This window comes from Populibacterium corticicola (assembly GCF_042683685.1).
Lineage (GTDB): Bacteria > Actinomycetota > Actinomycetes > Actinomycetales > Cellulomonadaceae > Timonella > Timonella corticicola.
Genome location: NZ_JBHUOP010000002.1, coordinates 655,902 through 670,666, shown reverse-complemented (window position 1 = coordinate 670,666; position 14,765 = coordinate 655,902). Strand labels below are relative to the sequence as shown.

Here is a 14,765-nt window from a genome sequence, read left to right as displayed (position 1 = left end):
CGACGAAATCTACTGTGCATAGCCAACTAGTTGACATTGCATACTAGTGGGCATTACCTTCTAGCTAGGAAGAAAAACCTATGGAGGGTTCCAATGCCACCATCCAAAAAAGATCCGCAACTCCTTAAAGGCGTGCTGCCGATGCTGATCCTTGCCGAACTCGCCAAGGCACCAACCTACGGTTACGACCTCGTGCAGCGGCTACAGGAGCAAGGACTCGAAGACCTTGGCCAGGGAACGGTCTACCCGCTGCTCACGCGGCTTGAACGCGAAGGCCTGCTGACGTTCGAACTCGTCCCATCGCAGAGCGGGCCGGCCCGAAAGAATTACGCCATCTCGCCGACAGGTGAGCACGAACTCCACGCAATCCACAGTGCGTGGCAGGCACTCAACACCGTTGTTAACCGGATTATGGAGACAGACGATGAGTAGTAACCAGCAACAGGCTCCATCAGCGCTCACCTTTGCGGATAAGACTCGCAGAGAATGGTACCTGTTCACGCTAGACCTGCACCTAGCTGGCATGCCTGAGAAGAAAGTCAAGGAAATCAGGCAGGGACTTCGCGGGGAACTTACCGCCGCTGCGCAGGACGTCGGTATGCGCCGGGCAATCAGCCAAGCCGGAAAGCCGCGAGTGATTGCAGCCGAATATCTCGATGCCCACGGCACCAAGGTTCCCCGTGTGTGGGCGGGTAGCGTTGCCCTGGCCGTGTTGCTGTACGGCTGGCTGCTCGCGGTCATCTCGCACCTCGATGGCATGATCAACGCTGTCGAGCAGTTCGATGTGGTTGCACCGACAACGGTGACTTCCAAATGGCTCCTCAGCGAGTTCTATGTTGAGGTATCGGCTGACGGGATCGAGGCGTTTGGGCTGATTAGCACCACGCAGACGCTCGTGGTGACCCTTTCCGTGTTCGCAGGGATCTCACTCATAGTTGCGCGGATTTGGCGAGTCTGGCTTCGGGAAAAGTCCTGATTAGGATAGCCATCTGGTACTGCCAGAGCCTAGGATGAGAGGAATGGCGGACAGCCGTAGTTCGAGCCTTGGGGAATCACCATGGACGCGTATGCGACACAGAGCCCACGCCTAGATCAGGCTCCCAAACCACAGGCCGTGAGCGTCATCGTGCGGATCTTTGCTGTGGTTGCGTTCCTTGTCGTTGCGTTGGGTGTGCTCCGGTGGGCGGGTTCCCTCATTGCGTTCAGCCTGGACCCGTTCATCCTCGGGTGGGCTTTTGACGGGTTCCATACGCTGTCAGAAGCGGCAATCGTGCTCGGCCATTTCGGTGCATTAGCGGTGCTCGGATGGTTGCTTCTCCAACCAGATGCGTCGAATAAGGCTCCGCGTGCGCTTCAGGTGTCGGCGGCGCTGTGGGGAATCGCTGCTCTTGGGCGTCTCGTTTCTCTCATCGCTGGTATACCCAGCCTGCGGGAGTACAGCCCGGAACTGTTGCCCTACGCGTTCACGATGTTGCCTGCCGCTGAGGTCGCGTTCGCACTGTTGGCGCTTGCCGCGGCAGGTATCGTGGGCGTCAAGGCGCGGCAGCGTGAAGATGTCGGGAGAGCAGCAGCGTTTTTACGCGGCGCACTGGTCTGCATCGTGCTGGTGTGGGTATTTCCCTTGATCGCCTTCATCCCGTCATCAAGGGTTACTGGGTTTGTGAGCGAGTCACCCTCTATCGCGCTTCAGTTGGGTGTCCTGACGCTGAACACGGTGGCGCTGCTCTTTATCTATTGGCTGGTCAAAGGTTTCCTTGACGGTGTGGCCGGGACTGTTCTGGCGACCCGAGCCACGCTCGTTGCCGTGGCGCAGAGCATCTATTTCGTCGCAGTGTTTGGGGTGACAAACTACGCGGTATGGAGTCTCCTGGGCTCGGAATTCAGGGTCAGCATGGTGGATACTCCGGGGCTTGTGCTGGCAGTGCTCGCGTGGGCATACGCGGTCTATGTACGAGGTCGTGCCCGCGCTCAGCAAGACGATCTGCAATCAGCTTCCTGAACTTGGCCTCTCTCCGAGTGCCTACCCACCCAAAAACCGACGTAACCACCCGTTATGTACGGGTTTGTTTTCCTCGGCCCTGGTAGGGAACCGGTGGTCTGTTTGTTAGGGGTATGGATTTTGTCTGGTGTGTGAGTGACCGGGACACTTACAGACGAGAAAAAACCTATACGCTTGTTTTCTTTGCCCGTGGGCTACCTGCGTTGAACGTGGAGATGCGGGTGGCAAACGCAGGGATGTACGGGTGGTTTCGTCGGTTTTTGGGTGGGTGCCGTTTGCTGGAGCAGGTTCTGAAGTCGCTACACCCTACTCGTATGGTGATTTTCCGGGATCAGGGTGGTTTTTATGTGTAACTGACTCTGGAAAATCACCATGTTGGTCTGTGGTTGTTGGGCCTGCGGCTAGATTGGCGACGAGCTGGTTACGTCTTTTCTCTGCGTCTGGTTGGCAGGGTGGGGGTTTAACCTGAGATGAGTACTGCTGTTGGACAGGACCGCTCGGGTAGGGTGAAACCAGTAACTACCGCGAAAGGGTCCGCCATCATGAGTAACTCCATCCCTCCTAACCCATATGGCAACGATCCGCGCCAATCTGGGCAACCACCACAGCCCAACGTGAATAGACAGTCCTACCAAGGACAAAATGCTATGCCGGGCCAGAACGCTTCCTCTAGTTCCTCGACCGGATATGTAGGCCAAAACCAGGCATCGCAAGACTACGGTGTAGCCGATCAGTTTGTTGGCCAGAACTCAACCAATCATGGTGTCAGCGTACAAAACTATGCGCCGGGGATGATAGACCCGAGTCATCTGGGCTATAACCCTGACAAACCGAGGAACTCCTCTGGCTGGGTGGCGGGAGCCATCATAGTCGCTCTCTTGCTTGCTCTTGGCATCCTCTTGGCCCTCGTGACCTCGCCAAACCCGCCAGAACCGCAAGTCCCGGTCGGTGAATCCACTGGCGTCTTTCCGGACCCTATCGAGTCTGAACGCGAGCAACAGGGAACGGATGATGCATCACCTTCCGCTGACGATGAAGCTGCGATGAATGCGGACCAAGAACGCGAAATGATTGAGGCCCTTGCAACTCTCGCGCGCCGTGATGCCGCTGACACGCACGCAATCGGTGCGGTTGACGCCCCGGTGGTCATGATCGAGTACTCCGATCTCACCTGCCCGTACTGCGGTAAGTTCGCTCTCGAAACCCTTCCTCAGATCATGTCGGACTACGTGGACCAAGGGTTGGTTCGCCTGGAATGGCGTGACCTACCAATCTTTGGCGAACCATCGCAGAATGCGGCCCTTGGCGGACGAGCAGCGGGTGTAGAGGGCAAGTTCTGGGAGTACCAGGATGCGTTCTATCGGGCAGGTATTCCACGCGAGGAGGTCACCCGAGAAGCCGTCCTTGGGGTGGCACAGAGTATCGGTATAGAGGACCTTGCTGCGTTTGAGGCTGCCTTTGAGAACCAGGAGTTGCAACAGGCAATCGCGAACGACTATCAGGAAGGGCAGCACATTGGCGTGCAGTCCACCCCAACCTTCCTCATCAATGGTCGCCCGCTCATGGGGGCCGCACCGTACGAGGACTTCAAGGCAGTCATCGATCTAGCCCTCTCCGAGGAGCAATAAGTTCCAGAGCGAGGGATGCGGCACATGCAACGATCCAGAGGCTAAACGATCAGGCAAAGAATGCGTCGATCTGGTCGAGCGATTCAAGAGTCGCCAGAACTGCCTGGGCAGCCTCAACGCCCTTGTTCTCCCCGGTCGGATCAAGGCTGGCGCGTTCGCGAGCCTGCTGGTCGTTGTCACAGGTAAGGACTCCGAACCCGACAGGGACTCGAGAGCGCGACGCGATCTCGGTCAGACCAAGTGTCGCAGCCTGGCAGACGTACTCGAAGTGCGGCGTCCCACCGCGAATCACCACACCCAGGGTGACAATGCCATCGAACGAGGCCGACTCGTCGGCAATGGACTCGTTCCTGTAGACCGCATGCGAAACCGCAACCGGCAGTTCGAAGGTGCCAGGCACGCGCACAAGCGCATAGGTGGCACCAGCCTGCTCAATCGTGCGAATAGCCCCTGCGATCAGGGCATCCATGACAATGGTGTGCCAACTCGCGGCAACGATGAGAATCTTACGCCCCTGTGCGGACGGGATAGTACGGGGGCCGTTTCCAGTGCTCATGATGGAACCTTTCGTAACCAGAGAAGATATGTGAGGTGGCCGTGCGGTAGGTCGGCGGAACCACCGCACAAGTTGGGGACAGGATAGGTGGGAATCGCACGGAGCCGGTTCCCGCTGTGGCACACCGAACGCGGTTCCGTGCCAGGAGAAACTAGTGGGGGAGGTGCCCCATACGTGCAAACTTGGTGTCGAGGTAGGCTGCGTTCTCCGCCGTCCGCCCAACCAGGATGCGCTCGGTTCGGGCTACCGGAATCCCCTCCCATTCGAGTTCTGCGGCCTTTTCAGGATTGTTGGTCAACAGCGTGATCGGAGCATTCAGTTCGGGATAATCGCCCGTCAACTGATCCAAGATCGCGGTGGCCGCACCGTATTCGCGGGCATCGGGGTCGAAGCCAAGTTCGGTGTTCGCATCGACGGTGTCGCGCCCCTGCTCCTGCAGTGCATAGGCGCGAATCTTGGCCGTCAAGCCAATCCCACGGCCCTCGTGCCCGCGCAGGTAGATCAGGACGCCGCCGGCCTGTGCTATTCGATCAAGCGCATGATCCAACTGCGGACCGCAATCGCAGCGCTTGGAACCGAAGATATCGCCGGTCAGGCACTCCGAATGGACCCGCACCAGGGTTCCAGGAACCGCACTCACCAAAGCTACGTGCTCATGTCCGGTCACCTGGTCCTTGAACACGTGCATGTCGAACTCGCCACGCACCGTCGGCAGTTGGGCACTTGCGGTGAGGCGCACACGAGAGGCAAGGTGTGGGCGATGGCGGATACGTCCAGCGTCATGCGTTTCGGTCTGCGCTGCGATACCTGTCTGCTGAGCGGATGTGGTCGAGCCGGAATGCACCTCCACGCTCTGCGTGGCCCGGCCGTCATCCTCTTGGACCCACTGAATGATCTGGGCGATCGTTGCCAGGGGAACATCCTCACGGACAGCGAACTCGCGGGCCTGAGCCAGCCGCATCATCGAACCGTCTGGATTCACCAACTCCGCGATGACGCCGACCGGTTCCAATCCAGCCAGACGGCACAGATCAACCGACGCCTCGGTATGACCAGGACGCTCCAGTATGCCGCCCTCCACCGCCCGCAGCGGGAGCATATGCCCTGGCCTGATGAGATCTCCTGGAACGGCGTTGGGGGAGGCCAACACCCGAGCGGTGAGGGCACGGTCACGCGCGGAGATACCCGTGGTCACGCCGTGGGCGGCATCAACAGATACGCAGTAAGCCGTGCGCAACGAATCCTGATTGGTGCTCATCATGAGTGGAAGATCAAGCTTGTCAGCGTGCAGCCCGGTCATCGGCACACACAGGTAGCCAGACGTGTGGTTGACTGTCCACGCAATCCATTCGTCCGAAACGGACTGGGCCGCAAGTACCACGTCCACCTCGTTTTCGCGGTGGGTGTCATCGGCGACAAGCACTGGGCGCCCCTCACGCAAGGCGTCAAGGACTTGAGTTTTGAGAGTAGTCATCGGTCATCTCCCGGTAGTGAATCGGCGGTGGGCGTCTGGACGGCAGGTACTTCCGGGGCTGTTGGAAGCGCGGCGGTAGGGGTCGCACCGGCAGCGAGCAACCGTTCCACATACTTCGCGATGACATCCACCTCAATGTTGACGCGTGACCCCTCGCGCAGGTCGCCAAGGATCGTGTGCTCCAACGTGGTCGGGATAAGAGAGACCCCAAACCAATCCGGCCCAACCTCCGTGACAGTCAACGACACTCCGGCCACCGCAACCGATCCCTTGGATGCCACATACCTCGCAAGCTGTTCAGGAAGGCGGAATCTCAGATCAGTCCAGGCCTCTCCATCGTTCCGCGACTCAAGCGTTCCCACCCCATCCACGTGGCCCTGCACGATGTGCCCATCAAGGCGGGCCGAATGTGTGATCGCCGGTTCAAGGTTCACGCGGCTACCTGGCTCAAGCTCCCCGAGAGTGGTGTGGCGGAGCGATTCAGGCATGACGTCGACCGTGAACGATCCATCGGACCCGAAACTCGTCACCGTCAAACACGCGCCATTGACCGCTATCGAGCCACCCAGCGCGGTGCCCTGCACGGACTGAGGCGCAGAGATGGTCATGTGCACGTTGCGCGAGACCGTGGCATCGGAATCTGTGGCCACGATCGTCCCGATTTCAGTGATGATGCCGGTAAACATGAGTTTCCTATCGGTTGTGGTTCTGGTTGAGGATGGGGTCTGAGGGTGCGTCTTGGGGTTCGTCTCGCATAAAGCGCAGGAACACGTCGTTGCCGCGGCGCTCGCAGTGTACGAGCGAGTACTCGTGGGCCTGTGCCAGGGTTGTGATGCCTAGGTCTTGGACCGCGGGAAGCCCGGTCCCGAGTAGTTTGGGTGCAAGGTAAACATGCAGTTCATCAGCCAGTCCCGCGCGGATGAACGCGCTGACCAGGGTGGGTCCGCCGTCTATCAGGGTGGTCTGCGCAGAGTTCAGGTCGAGAGCCCGCACCACATCGTGCGGATCATCCGAACGCACATGCAGCACACTGGCGCCCGAGGCATAAAGCCGCGCTGTCGTCGCCAATTGCCGGCGTCCCACCACCACCCGCAGGGGTGTGCGGGTCGCCAGTTCATCGCGGGCGGTGAGTTGCGGGTTGTCTGCGAGCGCCGTTCCGGTCCCCACCGCGATCGCATCCACCTGCGCACGCAACTCATGCGCATGCTGGCGAGCAGACTCGCCGGTGATCCACTGGCTCGTGCCGTCCTGCGCGGCCACCTTTCCATCAAGGGTGCTTGCCCACTTGACGACGATCCGGTTGCGTCTCGCCTGACTGCTTACGTGGGTGCGTGCCCGCCACGGCGCGATGAGCGCAGCACCGGCATCGCTCAGGACCCCGCCGAGCGTTTCGACTCCTGAATCACGGAGCATCCGCGCACCGCCCGACGCGGTGGGGGTGGGATCGGGGACCGAGTACAGAACGCGAGCGATCCCGGCATCAATGAGCGATTGGGCGCAGGACGGAGTGCGGCCTGTGTGCGCACAGGGCTCAAGTGTGACAACCGCAGTCGCGTCAACAACACTGATCCCGGCGCTGTGCGCCTGAGCGAGCGCCGCAGCCTCCGCATGTGCTGTGCCCGCACCCTCATGCCAACCTTGGGCGAGCACTGTGCCGCCAGGAGCGAGGATTACGCAACCCACACGAGGATTGGCGTCCTGAACTGGCCCGTTCTCCGCCAACTCAAACGCGGCACGCATCGCGGACAACTCAGCGTGAGTGACACCGCGAGGCTGGAACTCGCACACATCATGAGGCGACCCAGACGCAGGCAGTGGTGCCTCACGAACCGGCGCGAACATGAAAAACCTCCCCGAACTCACGTTCCGAGGAGATAGACAGGTAGGAGAATCTGCGTGGCATGCGCTCGTGCGCCGCAACGGCTAGACGGCGTACCGCCGCACGCTGTGTGAGCCCCGTCGGCTGCCACTCGCAGAACAGCGAGTACACGACCACCAGGAACATACGCGTAGGCGCACACCGGTTGCGAACCGCGTCTGTTCTGCATCAGCGGGTCTACGCTTTGTGGTAGCCCTGCCTATGCTGCACTTGAAGTGTCCGCAACAGTTTCTCCCATCCGGACTTTAACCGTCGGTCCCGGAATTACACCGAGTCAACCTTGCCCACTGAAGGGAAAGGGTCGCGGACTATCACCGCCGGTTCGGACTTTCACCGACCCCGAAACTGTATTTTTGTTGCGAACTGTGTCCGTTAGGCTGTGGCAGGTCTACGCTTTGCGGTAGCCCTGCCTATGCTGCACTTGAAGTGTCCGCAACAGGTTTGATTACCCTGCCATCGTAGACCCGACTTGTGCGCGAACAAAAGCCCGTCTCACGATGGCAACGAATGTAACCATAGGGTATCGAATGTCCCACCACCCGATGGTTACATTCGGTTCCACGTGGTTACATTCGCTGGTTAGAGCAGTTCCCTGCGTAGTTCTCCAGCGAAACGAATATCGAGCAGACCAGGCGCAATGTCGAACACGGTCTTCGCGCCGAAGTTACCTGCTTGAGCCAGACGGTAGGCCGCACGAGCGTAGGCGACGAGAACCGAGGCGGTGAAACTGGGGTTGTCCGCCAGGGTGAGGCCATACTCGATGACCTGGCGGTGTGCGGTGCCGTCCTGAGCCACAGCGCCATGACCGGTATCGCCCGACCGCATCACGAACCCGCCGTGCGGCATTGAGTTGTGCTGCTCCGCGAGTTCCTCGGCGCTGATGAAGTGAACGGTCGTGTCATAGTCCGCGAAATAGTTGGGCATCGAGACGATAGTTTCACGCACCGCCGCCGCATCCGCGCCTTCCTCAAGCACCACATAGCATTCGCGGGTGTGCTTTTCACGCGTGGAAAGTTCTGGCTGCTCACCGTTGCGGACCGCCTCAATCGCAGGCTGAGCAGGGAGGGTGTACTGCACTCCTGCTGCTACGCCGGGCACACGGCGGATTGCGTCGGAGTGGCCTTGGGAAACGCCGCGGCCCCAAAACGTGTAGGTCTTCCCCTGTGGCAGGATCGCCTCTCCGAACAGGCGGTTGAGGGAGAACATTCCGGGGTCCCAACCAGTTGAGATGACCGCAGTGTGCTTCGTTTCAAGTGCAGGAGCATCAACCGCGGCGAAGTGTGCTGGAACATTTGCGTGAGTGTCGAACGAGTCAACGATGTTGAACAGCCCAGCCAGCTCAGGGCTTTGCTGAGGAAGGTCGGAGGCGGAGCCCCCGCACAGGATCATGACGTCAACGTCACCGGTTCGCGCGGCGAGGGTGTCCCATGCGAAAACCTGGGTTTCGGGCTGCGCTGGGCTCACGGTTGCGGGGTCGCGGCGCGTGAAAACGCCAACGAGTTCCATGTCAGGGTTCTGCGCAACCGATGCCTCGACACCTCGACCTAGATTTCCGTAACCTGCGATGCCGATCCTGATCTTGTTGCCCATCTTCACCCCTAGCGTGGTACCCCATCAGGGGCGTCAATCTACCTGAAACGCGTAAGAAACATTTCCGAAACGCGCAGAAGCAAATGTACCGCAAGTCAAGTAACCCTCGTGTCCGGGTATCGAAATCCAGTGTTGCGGTGCTGCCGTCGATGTTGCGGTAAAAGATGGGGACACCGCCGACACAACCGCAACAGTGCCCATTGCGCCGCGAACTGTTTCCGTTACGCTTCGCGGTAGCCCTACCTTCGCTACACTCCCGTGACCGCAACAGTGCTGGCCGGACGCGAACCATGTCCGCAACGATGCCTATGCCAAGAACAGTGCGCTGGTCGCATAATCACTTGCACCGGGGAAGCTTTTCCCGCACGCTGGTGACACAGGTCGATTACTGCTCGTGAGGTGCCCGCCGTGAAACTGAACTTTCCGCTGTTCGATGAATCATTGAACAGTTCTCACGCGATTGTTCTCGCGCAACTGATTGGCAGGCAACGGAAGCAGGACGTCCAGGAACTGCTGCTTCGCCACGCGGCCACTCATAACCCGGCCGAAGGTGCCCGTGAGTTGGGCCTGTTCTATGACGAACACGGTAAGAACAAGAAGGCGGCACGCTACTACAAGATCGCGCATGAGGCAGGGGACCGGCTCGCCACCGCATATCTGGGCAAGTTGTACTACATGTGGGCGTGGGGCATGCATGAGGAAGAACGGCTGCTCCTCGCAGAGGAGTACCTGAACGAGGTGCTAGATCTGCCATCGGTTCCGGCGACGCTGGCGCACACGCTATGGGAGTTGGAACGATACGACGATGCGGAATCCATTCTGCACTCCTTCGCCGAGCGGGACCGGGAAACCGCAGAGTGCGCGATCTTCTACAAGGTTGTTGACACCCACGAGGCGATCCGGCTCCTTGAACTCCACCGCGACCGTGGCCATTTAGAAGTGCTCGGCCAACTTGGCAAGCTCTACGCCAAGCAGGACCGTTACCAAGAGGCGCGGGCTGCACTTGAGGAGGCAGTCATCCTCGGTGACCATTCCGTGCATGGCCGTCTGGCTAAGGTGTTGTGGCACTTTGGCGAGGAGGATCGTGCGATCAAACAGTGGAAGAAAGCGGCGAAGCGCGGCGACCGCAGTGCGCGCCGGAAGCTGAAGAAGATCCGCAAGAGCCGCCACGCCTAACGTATCCGGCTGGAACCGCACGCCCCAAAGGCACAGCGCGACTATATCGTCGCCAATTGCCGACGAGTCCTCGTCTCCCAGCCAAGGGTTTCGTCTCGGCGCAACGGACACACCGCAACGGACTGTGGGGCGGGTGGCAGTAGCCACCCGCCCCACAACAGGTTCCGGGATTTACGCGAAGCGCTCCGAACGTTCGGCGATGCGCGCCTGGTGTGTGGCAGCGTCCCACTCGTACACGGTCTTGCCGTCGATCAGCACGACCTCCGGGCGCTGTTGAGCGTCGAGCGGGTCGCCACTCCATATGACCACGTCGGCGTCCTTACCGGATTCGAGCGAACCGATCCGGTCGTCCAGTCCCATGAACCGGGCGGGGTTGATGGTCAGGGCTTCGAGCACGGTCTGGGGTGAGGCGCCGTCGCGAACGGCAAGCGATCCCTGAAGTACGAGCCGGTCGATGGGCACAACGGGGTGGTCGGTCGTGATGGCGAGTTGCACCCCGGCCTCGGCCATTTCCACGAACTGGCGGATTGAGCGGTCCCGCAACTCAACCTTGGAGCGTGAGGTGATCATGGGGCCGAAGATGACGGGGATGTTCTTCTCGGCGATGACGTCGCGGAGTTTGCCGCCCTCGGTGCCGTGGTTGATCACGAGTTTGTAGCCGAACTCCTCGGACAGGCGGATCGCGGTGGCGATGTCGTCGTGGCGGTGAGTGTGTTGGTCCCACACGAGCGTGCCGTCGAGGACCGCTGCGAGGGTTTCGAGTTCGAGGTCGCGCTCGAATGGTTCGCCCTTCTCTTCAGCGGCAACGCGTTTGGCAGCATAGTTCTGGGCTTTCACGAATGCCGCGCGCATGACGTAGGCGACGCCGAGGCGAGTCGATGGCATCTTGTCTTTGGAGCCGTACACGCGCTTGGGGTTCTCGCCGAGCGCTGCCTTGACGGAGACCTCGGCTTTGATGACCTGCTCGTCGATGGTGCGGCCACCCCAGGTTTTGATGGCGCAGGTGCGACCGCCCACGACGTTGCCGGAGCCGGGCTTGATGACGGAGGCGGTGACTCCCCCGGCGAGGGCGTCGCGAAAGCCCTCGTCCTCGATGTTGATTGCGTCGAGTGCCCGCACGCCCGGTGTGGTGGGCTGGGTCATCTCGTTGGTGTCGTTTCCAGCGGGGCCGTTGGCTTCCTCGTCGATACCGATGTGTCCGTGCGATTCCACGATTCCTGGCGTGACCCACTTGCCGGTCGCGTCGATGATGTGCGCACCGTCGGGGATGTTGACTTCGCTCGCGGGGCCGACCTCCGTGATCTTTCCGTCCACGATCAGGACGGTTCCGTTGTCGATTGGCTCGCCGGTGACGGGCAGTACGCGGCCGCCCGTGATTGCTGTTGTGTGAATGCTCATGTATCTAACCTACGCCCGTTACGGACAAAGCAATGACGTGGAGTGTAGGGGTTTCGCGAAGCAGACGCCTGCCGGAACTGGAATGGATGCAGTTCGTAACAAACAAGCACTAGTTGTCGGATAGGGTAGAGGAAGGCTGGCGCTGAAAGTTTCACATGTGAAGGATTTTGCAATGACTTTTGTGCTGCGCGCGCCCAGGATTCACACTGGCCAGCGGGTTCTTGACGATGCTTGGCTCGCCGTGAGCGAATCGCGCGTGGTCGCGCTCGGGTCCGGTCCAGTTTCCGCTGAGTTCTCCGAGGCGCCAGTGCACGACGTGCCCGGCACGGTTGTGCCCGGCTACATCGACATCCACTGCCACGGCGGTGGCGGCGGCTCGTTCGCAGGTTCGGGCGAAGCGGCCCTGACCGCCGCACGTACTGCGTTGCGCACTCACCTGCAGCACGGCACCACCACGATGGTGGCAAGTTTGGTCACCGGGATTGTCGACGATCTGGCAAGTACAGTGCGCACGCTCGGTCCGCTTGTGGACAGCGGGGAACTTGCCGGTATTCACCTTGAGGGGCCGTGGCTGTCGGTTGCTCACAAGGGCGCTCACGAGCCGACCCTGCTGATCCCGCCAACCGAGCAGGACATCGCCACCATCTTTGACGCTCACCCTGGTGCAGTGAAGATGGTGACCATCGCGCCCGAGGTTGAGGGCGGCATGGAGGCTGTGCGTAACTTCGTGGCCCGCGGTGCTATCGCTGCTATTGGGCACACGGATGCCTCGTACGATGATGCCGCGGCGGCGATCGATGAGGGCGTAACAAACGTGACGCACCTGTTCAACGCCATGAACCCGATCCACCACAGGATTCCTGGCCCCATCATCAAGCTCCTCGAAGACGACCGCGTGACCGTGGAACTGATCTGCGACGGAGTGCACCTGCACCCTGCAATCATCAAGCATGCCGTGACCGCTGCGGGTAAGGGTCGAGTCATCTTCGTGACCGACTCGATGGATGCGACCGACATGGCCGATGGCGACTACGTTTTGGGGTCACTCGAGGTCAGGGTGGAAAACGGGGTTGCCCGCCTCAAGTCGAACGGAGCGATTGCGGGGTCCACCCTCACCATGGAGCGTGCCGTGCAGTATGCGGTGACCGAGGCTGGCGTGGACCTGGGCGATGCGCTTGCAGCGGCAACGACCACTCCCGCAGCCGCGCTCGGACGTACTGACATCGGGCATCTTGAAGCCGGAGCGCTTGCTGACATCGTCATCCTCGACGAGGGGCTCAACGTATCGCAGGTGTACCGCCGTGGAGAGTTGGCCGTCGAACGCTGACCCCACCCTCAACAACCCTTCCATCGTGCAGCTGCATTCGATGGGGCCAAATTTGTCCGGGCGCACATATTTTTACTGTGCAACTGGACGAAAAAAGCCCCAACGAGCGTGAGGCAACAATCGCGATCAGCGGGTTCAACCAGCACACTCCGCACCCTCGCACTGGCGCTGCCTACTAAAAAGGGTGTTACCTACCTAAAAAACTGTTGGGGCTACACATAAATTACGCGTAGCCCCAACAGTTGTTCGGTGGTTAGAGGTTGCTGATCTTTGGAGATCAGTCCCAGTTCACATCGGGGGAGCGGTAGAACTCGTAACCCTGCTCAGCCCACACGCGACCGTGCGAGGGCAGGGAAGCCGTGAACTCGTCGTAAATCCGAGGCGAACCCCACGCCACTGACGCGACGCCCGCGATACGCGGCAGGATGAGGGCGGTCAAACCCTCGAAAGTTGGGATCACCTCGGTCCAAATTGCGGCCTCAACGCCGATGATCTTCGAATTGGGAACTGGGACGGCCTCCTGCGGCTCCCACTCAAACGTGTTCCGCAGCGGCAGCAGACCCGCCCAATCCACGCCAATGTGGAAGTCATCCTCAGGGCGCAGATCAAAGTAGGTGTGCGGCGCAGGACTTGCGATCACCATGACGTTCGGGTCGTTGACCAACTTGGCCACGTTGTCTGTGTTGAACTTGGCGGTCCAGAACTGTAGTTGCGTGCCCTCGGGAACAGTTGCGCCAGCGGTCTCATGCCACGCCACGACCTTCTTGCCGTGCTTGGTCACAAGCTCGGCCAAGCGAGACATGAACTTCTCGTACTCCTCGCGGCCAACCTGATGCACCTCGTCGCCACCGATATGCAGGTACTCACTGCGCGTGCGGCGAGCAAGCGAACCGATGATGTCGTCCAGGACCTCCCACGTCTTGTCCGAGGTCAAATCGATCCACGAGAACCCAACGTCCGTGCCGCAATAGTGCTGGCGAGGTTTCCTGTCCGGGGAGATCTCCGGGTAGGCAACGAGCAGGGCGTTCGTGTGTCCGGGGAGATCCACCTCGGGCACCACCTCAATGCCGTACAGGGCGGCGTAATCCTGGATGTCCTCGTAGTCGGAGAAGGTCAGGTACCCGCCCTTGCCTCCGCTCGTGTCGTTCTCCGCGGCAATCTTGGTCAACTCCTGGCGCCCGTCAATCTCGATGCGCCAGCCCTGGTCATCCGTGAGGTGAAGATGAAGCCGATTGATGTTGTAGCCCGCGATGATGTCGATGACCTGCATGATCTGCGCGGGAGTGTAGAAGTGTCGGGCGATGTCAAAGCTGAAGCCGCGAACCGGGTAGCGTGGCGACGAAGTGGCCTCGAAGTATTCAAGATCAGGGGTGTTGTGCGCCTGGATGAGTGCGTTCACCGCGTACAGAGCCCCACGTGCGTCAGCAGCCTTCAGGTCGATTGCCCCTGCGGTCACGGAAAGGGAGAAGCTCTCGGGGGCAAGTGAGCTGTCTTGCGTGACGGAGACGGTGTAATCGCGTTCTTCCGTGCCGGGTATGGGGAGGGAAACGGCCTTCGCCTTCGCGCTTGCGCCCGCGGCCCAGGGGTCTAACTGTAGCGCCAACTGTGCAAAGGTATGCGAGGTCAAGGGGGCTGCGGGGGTTCCTGATAGAGTCAGGTTCTGGGGACGGGGAACAACGTGTAACGCCAATGTAAAAACTCCGTTGTGAAATCGTTATAGAAACTTGCCCAATTAGTT

The 14,765-nt window shown here is 60.3% G+C and carries 14 protein-coding genes and 1 riboswitch; of the genes, 6 read left to right on the top strand and 8 right to left on the bottom strand.

Annotated elements, in window-relative coordinates; translation table 11 throughout:
• Positions 1-93 precede the first annotated feature (93 nt).
• From ACFSYH_RS06630 to ACFSYH_RS06615, 4 genes are all read left to right on the top strand, one after another.
• Entirely contained in the window at positions 94-432 is a 339-nt protein-coding gene (locus ACFSYH_RS06630; protein ID WP_377466003.1) for a PadR family transcriptional regulator, read from the top strand.
• Positions 425-976 carry a hypothetical protein gene (locus ACFSYH_RS06625; protein ID WP_377466001.1) on the top strand — a complete coding sequence of 184 codons (552 nt, stop codon included), beginning with the start codon at positions 425-427 and terminating at the stop codon, positions 974-976. Before ACFSYH_RS06630 ends, ACFSYH_RS06625 begins: the two co-directional genes overlap by 8 nt.
• A gap of 81 nt (positions 977-1,057) precedes the next feature.
• A complete protein-coding gene (locus ACFSYH_RS06620; RefSeq protein WP_377465999.1) occupies positions 1,058-1,999 on the top strand; it encodes a hypothetical protein in 942 nt (313 codons plus the stop codon).
• Positions 2,000-2,541: 542 nt separating this feature from the next.
• Positions 2,542-3,627, top strand: coding sequence for a DsbA family protein (locus tag ACFSYH_RS06615; RefSeq protein ID WP_377465997.1), 1,086 nt, complete (start codon positions 2,542-2,544; stop codon positions 3,625-3,627).
• Between the two features lie 49 nt (positions 3,628-3,676).
• Here ACFSYH_RS06615 and ribH read toward each other — a convergent pair whose 3' ends face one another.
• The 6 genes from ribH to ACFSYH_RS06585 form a co-directional block, all read right to left on the bottom strand.
• Complete coding sequence (gene ribH / locus ACFSYH_RS06610) at positions 3,677-4,183, bottom strand: 6,7-dimethyl-8-ribityllumazine synthase (RefSeq protein WP_377465995.1); 507 nt, start codon at positions 4,181-4,183, stop codon at positions 3,677-3,679.
• Positions 4,184-4,334: 151 nt separating this feature from the next.
• On the bottom strand, positions 4,335-5,657 hold the full coding sequence (ribB, locus tag ACFSYH_RS06605; protein WP_377465993.1) for a 3,4-dihydroxy-2-butanone-4-phosphate synthase: 1,323 nt from the start codon (positions 5,655-5,657) through the stop codon (positions 4,335-4,337).
• The gene (locus tag ACFSYH_RS06600) at positions 5,654-6,343 is read right to left on the bottom strand and encodes a riboflavin synthase (protein ID WP_377465991.1); all 690 of its coding nucleotides are present in this window, start codon (positions 6,341-6,343) and stop codon (positions 5,654-5,656) included. The genes ribB and ACFSYH_RS06600 overlap by 4 nt, the downstream gene beginning before the upstream one ends.
• Positions 6,344-6,350: 7 nt before the next feature.
• Positions 6,351-7,499 (bottom strand): bifunctional diaminohydroxyphosphoribosylaminopyrimidine deaminase/5-amino-6-(5-phosphoribosylamino)uracil reductase RibD, encoded by a 1,149-nt coding sequence (ribD, locus tag ACFSYH_RS06595; RefSeq protein WP_377465989.1) that lies wholly within the window; start codon positions 7,497-7,499, stop codon positions 6,351-6,353.
• Complete coding sequence (locus ACFSYH_RS06590; RefSeq protein WP_377465986.1) at positions 7,480-7,662, bottom strand: hypothetical protein; 183 nt, start codon at positions 7,660-7,662, stop codon at positions 7,480-7,482. The genes ribD and ACFSYH_RS06590 overlap by 20 nt, the downstream gene beginning before the upstream one ends.
• Before the next feature lie 96 nt (positions 7,663-7,758).
• Positions 7,759-7,887: riboswitch (FMN riboswitch) on the bottom strand.
• 228 nt (positions 7,888-8,115) lie between these two features.
• Positions 8,116-9,126, bottom strand: a complete 1,011-nt coding sequence (locus ACFSYH_RS06585; protein WP_377465983.1) for a diaminopimelate dehydrogenase — start codon at positions 9,124-9,126, stop codon at positions 8,116-8,118.
• 408 nt (positions 9,127-9,534) lie between these two features.
• Here ACFSYH_RS06585 and ACFSYH_RS06580 point away from each other — a divergent pair, with 408 nt between their 5' ends.
• Positions 9,535-10,302 (top strand): tetratricopeptide repeat protein, encoded by a 768-nt coding sequence (locus tag ACFSYH_RS06580; protein ID WP_377465982.1) that lies wholly within the window; start codon positions 9,535-9,537, stop codon positions 10,300-10,302.
• A gap of 171 nt (positions 10,303-10,473) precedes the next feature.
• On the opposite strand, the gene ACFSYH_RS06575 is transcribed toward ACFSYH_RS06580, so the two are convergent.
• Complete coding sequence (locus tag ACFSYH_RS06575; RefSeq protein WP_377465980.1) at positions 10,474-11,700, bottom strand: amidohydrolase; 1,227 nt, start codon at positions 11,698-11,700, stop codon at positions 10,474-10,476.
• A 172-nt stretch (positions 11,701-11,872) separates the two neighbouring features.
• Here ACFSYH_RS06575 and nagA point away from each other — a divergent pair, with 172 nt between their 5' ends.
• The gene (gene nagA / locus ACFSYH_RS06570) at positions 11,873-13,027 is read left to right on the top strand and encodes an N-acetylglucosamine-6-phosphate deacetylase (RefSeq protein WP_377465978.1); all 1,155 of its coding nucleotides are present in this window, start codon (positions 11,873-11,875) and stop codon (positions 13,025-13,027) included.
• A gap of 277 nt (positions 13,028-13,304) precedes the next feature.
• Here the strand turns inward: nagA and ACFSYH_RS06565 are convergent, their stop codons facing one another.
• A complete protein-coding gene (locus ACFSYH_RS06565) occupies positions 13,305-14,654 on the bottom strand; it encodes a family 20 glycosylhydrolase (RefSeq protein ID WP_377465976.1) in 1,350 nt (449 codons plus the stop codon).
• Positions 14,655-14,765 lie beyond the last annotated feature (111 nt).

Excerpts from the sequence above, each read along its gene's own strand:
- ACFSYH_RS06630 (WP_377466003.1), top strand. The coding sequence starts at position 94 with ATGCCACCATCCAAAAAAGATCCGCAACTCCTTAAAGGCGTGCTGCCG.
- ACFSYH_RS06625 (WP_377466001.1), top strand. The coding sequence starts at position 425 with ATGAGTAGTAACCAGCAACAGGCTCCATCAGCGCTCACCTTTGCGGAT.
- ACFSYH_RS06620 (WP_377465999.1), top strand. The coding sequence starts at position 1,058 with ATGGACGCGTATGCGACACAGAGCCCACGCCTAGATCAGGCTCCCAAA.
- ACFSYH_RS06615 (WP_377465997.1), top strand. The coding sequence starts at position 2,542 with ATGAGTAACTCCATCCCTCCTAACCCATATGGCAACGATCCGCGCCAA.
- ribH (WP_377465995.1), bottom strand. The coding sequence starts at position 4,183 with ATGAGCACTGGAAACGGCCCCCGTACTATCCCGTCCGCACAGGGGCGT.
- ribB (WP_377465993.1), bottom strand. The coding sequence starts at position 5,657 with ATGACTACTCTCAAAACTCAAGTCCTTGACGCCTTGCGTGAGGGGCGC.
- ACFSYH_RS06600 (WP_377465991.1), bottom strand. The coding sequence starts at position 6,343 with ATGTTTACCGGCATCATCACTGAAATCGGGACGATCGTGGCCACAGAT.
- ribD (WP_377465989.1), bottom strand. The coding sequence starts at position 7,499 with ATGTTCGCGCCGGTTCGTGAGGCACCACTGCCTGCGTCTGGGTCGCCT.
- ACFSYH_RS06590 (WP_377465986.1), bottom strand. The coding sequence starts at position 7,662 with ATGTTCCTGGTGGTCGTGTACTCGCTGTTCTGCGAGTGGCAGCCGACG.
- ACFSYH_RS06585 (WP_377465983.1), bottom strand. The coding sequence starts at position 9,126 with ATGGGCAACAAGATCAGGATCGGCATCGCAGGTTACGGAAATCTAGGT.
- ACFSYH_RS06575 (WP_377465980.1), bottom strand. The coding sequence starts at position 11,700 with ATGAGCATTCACACAACAGCAATCACGGGCGGCCGCGTACTGCCCGTC.
- nagA (WP_377465978.1), top strand. The coding sequence starts at position 11,873 with ATGACTTTTGTGCTGCGCGCGCCCAGGATTCACACTGGCCAGCGGGTT.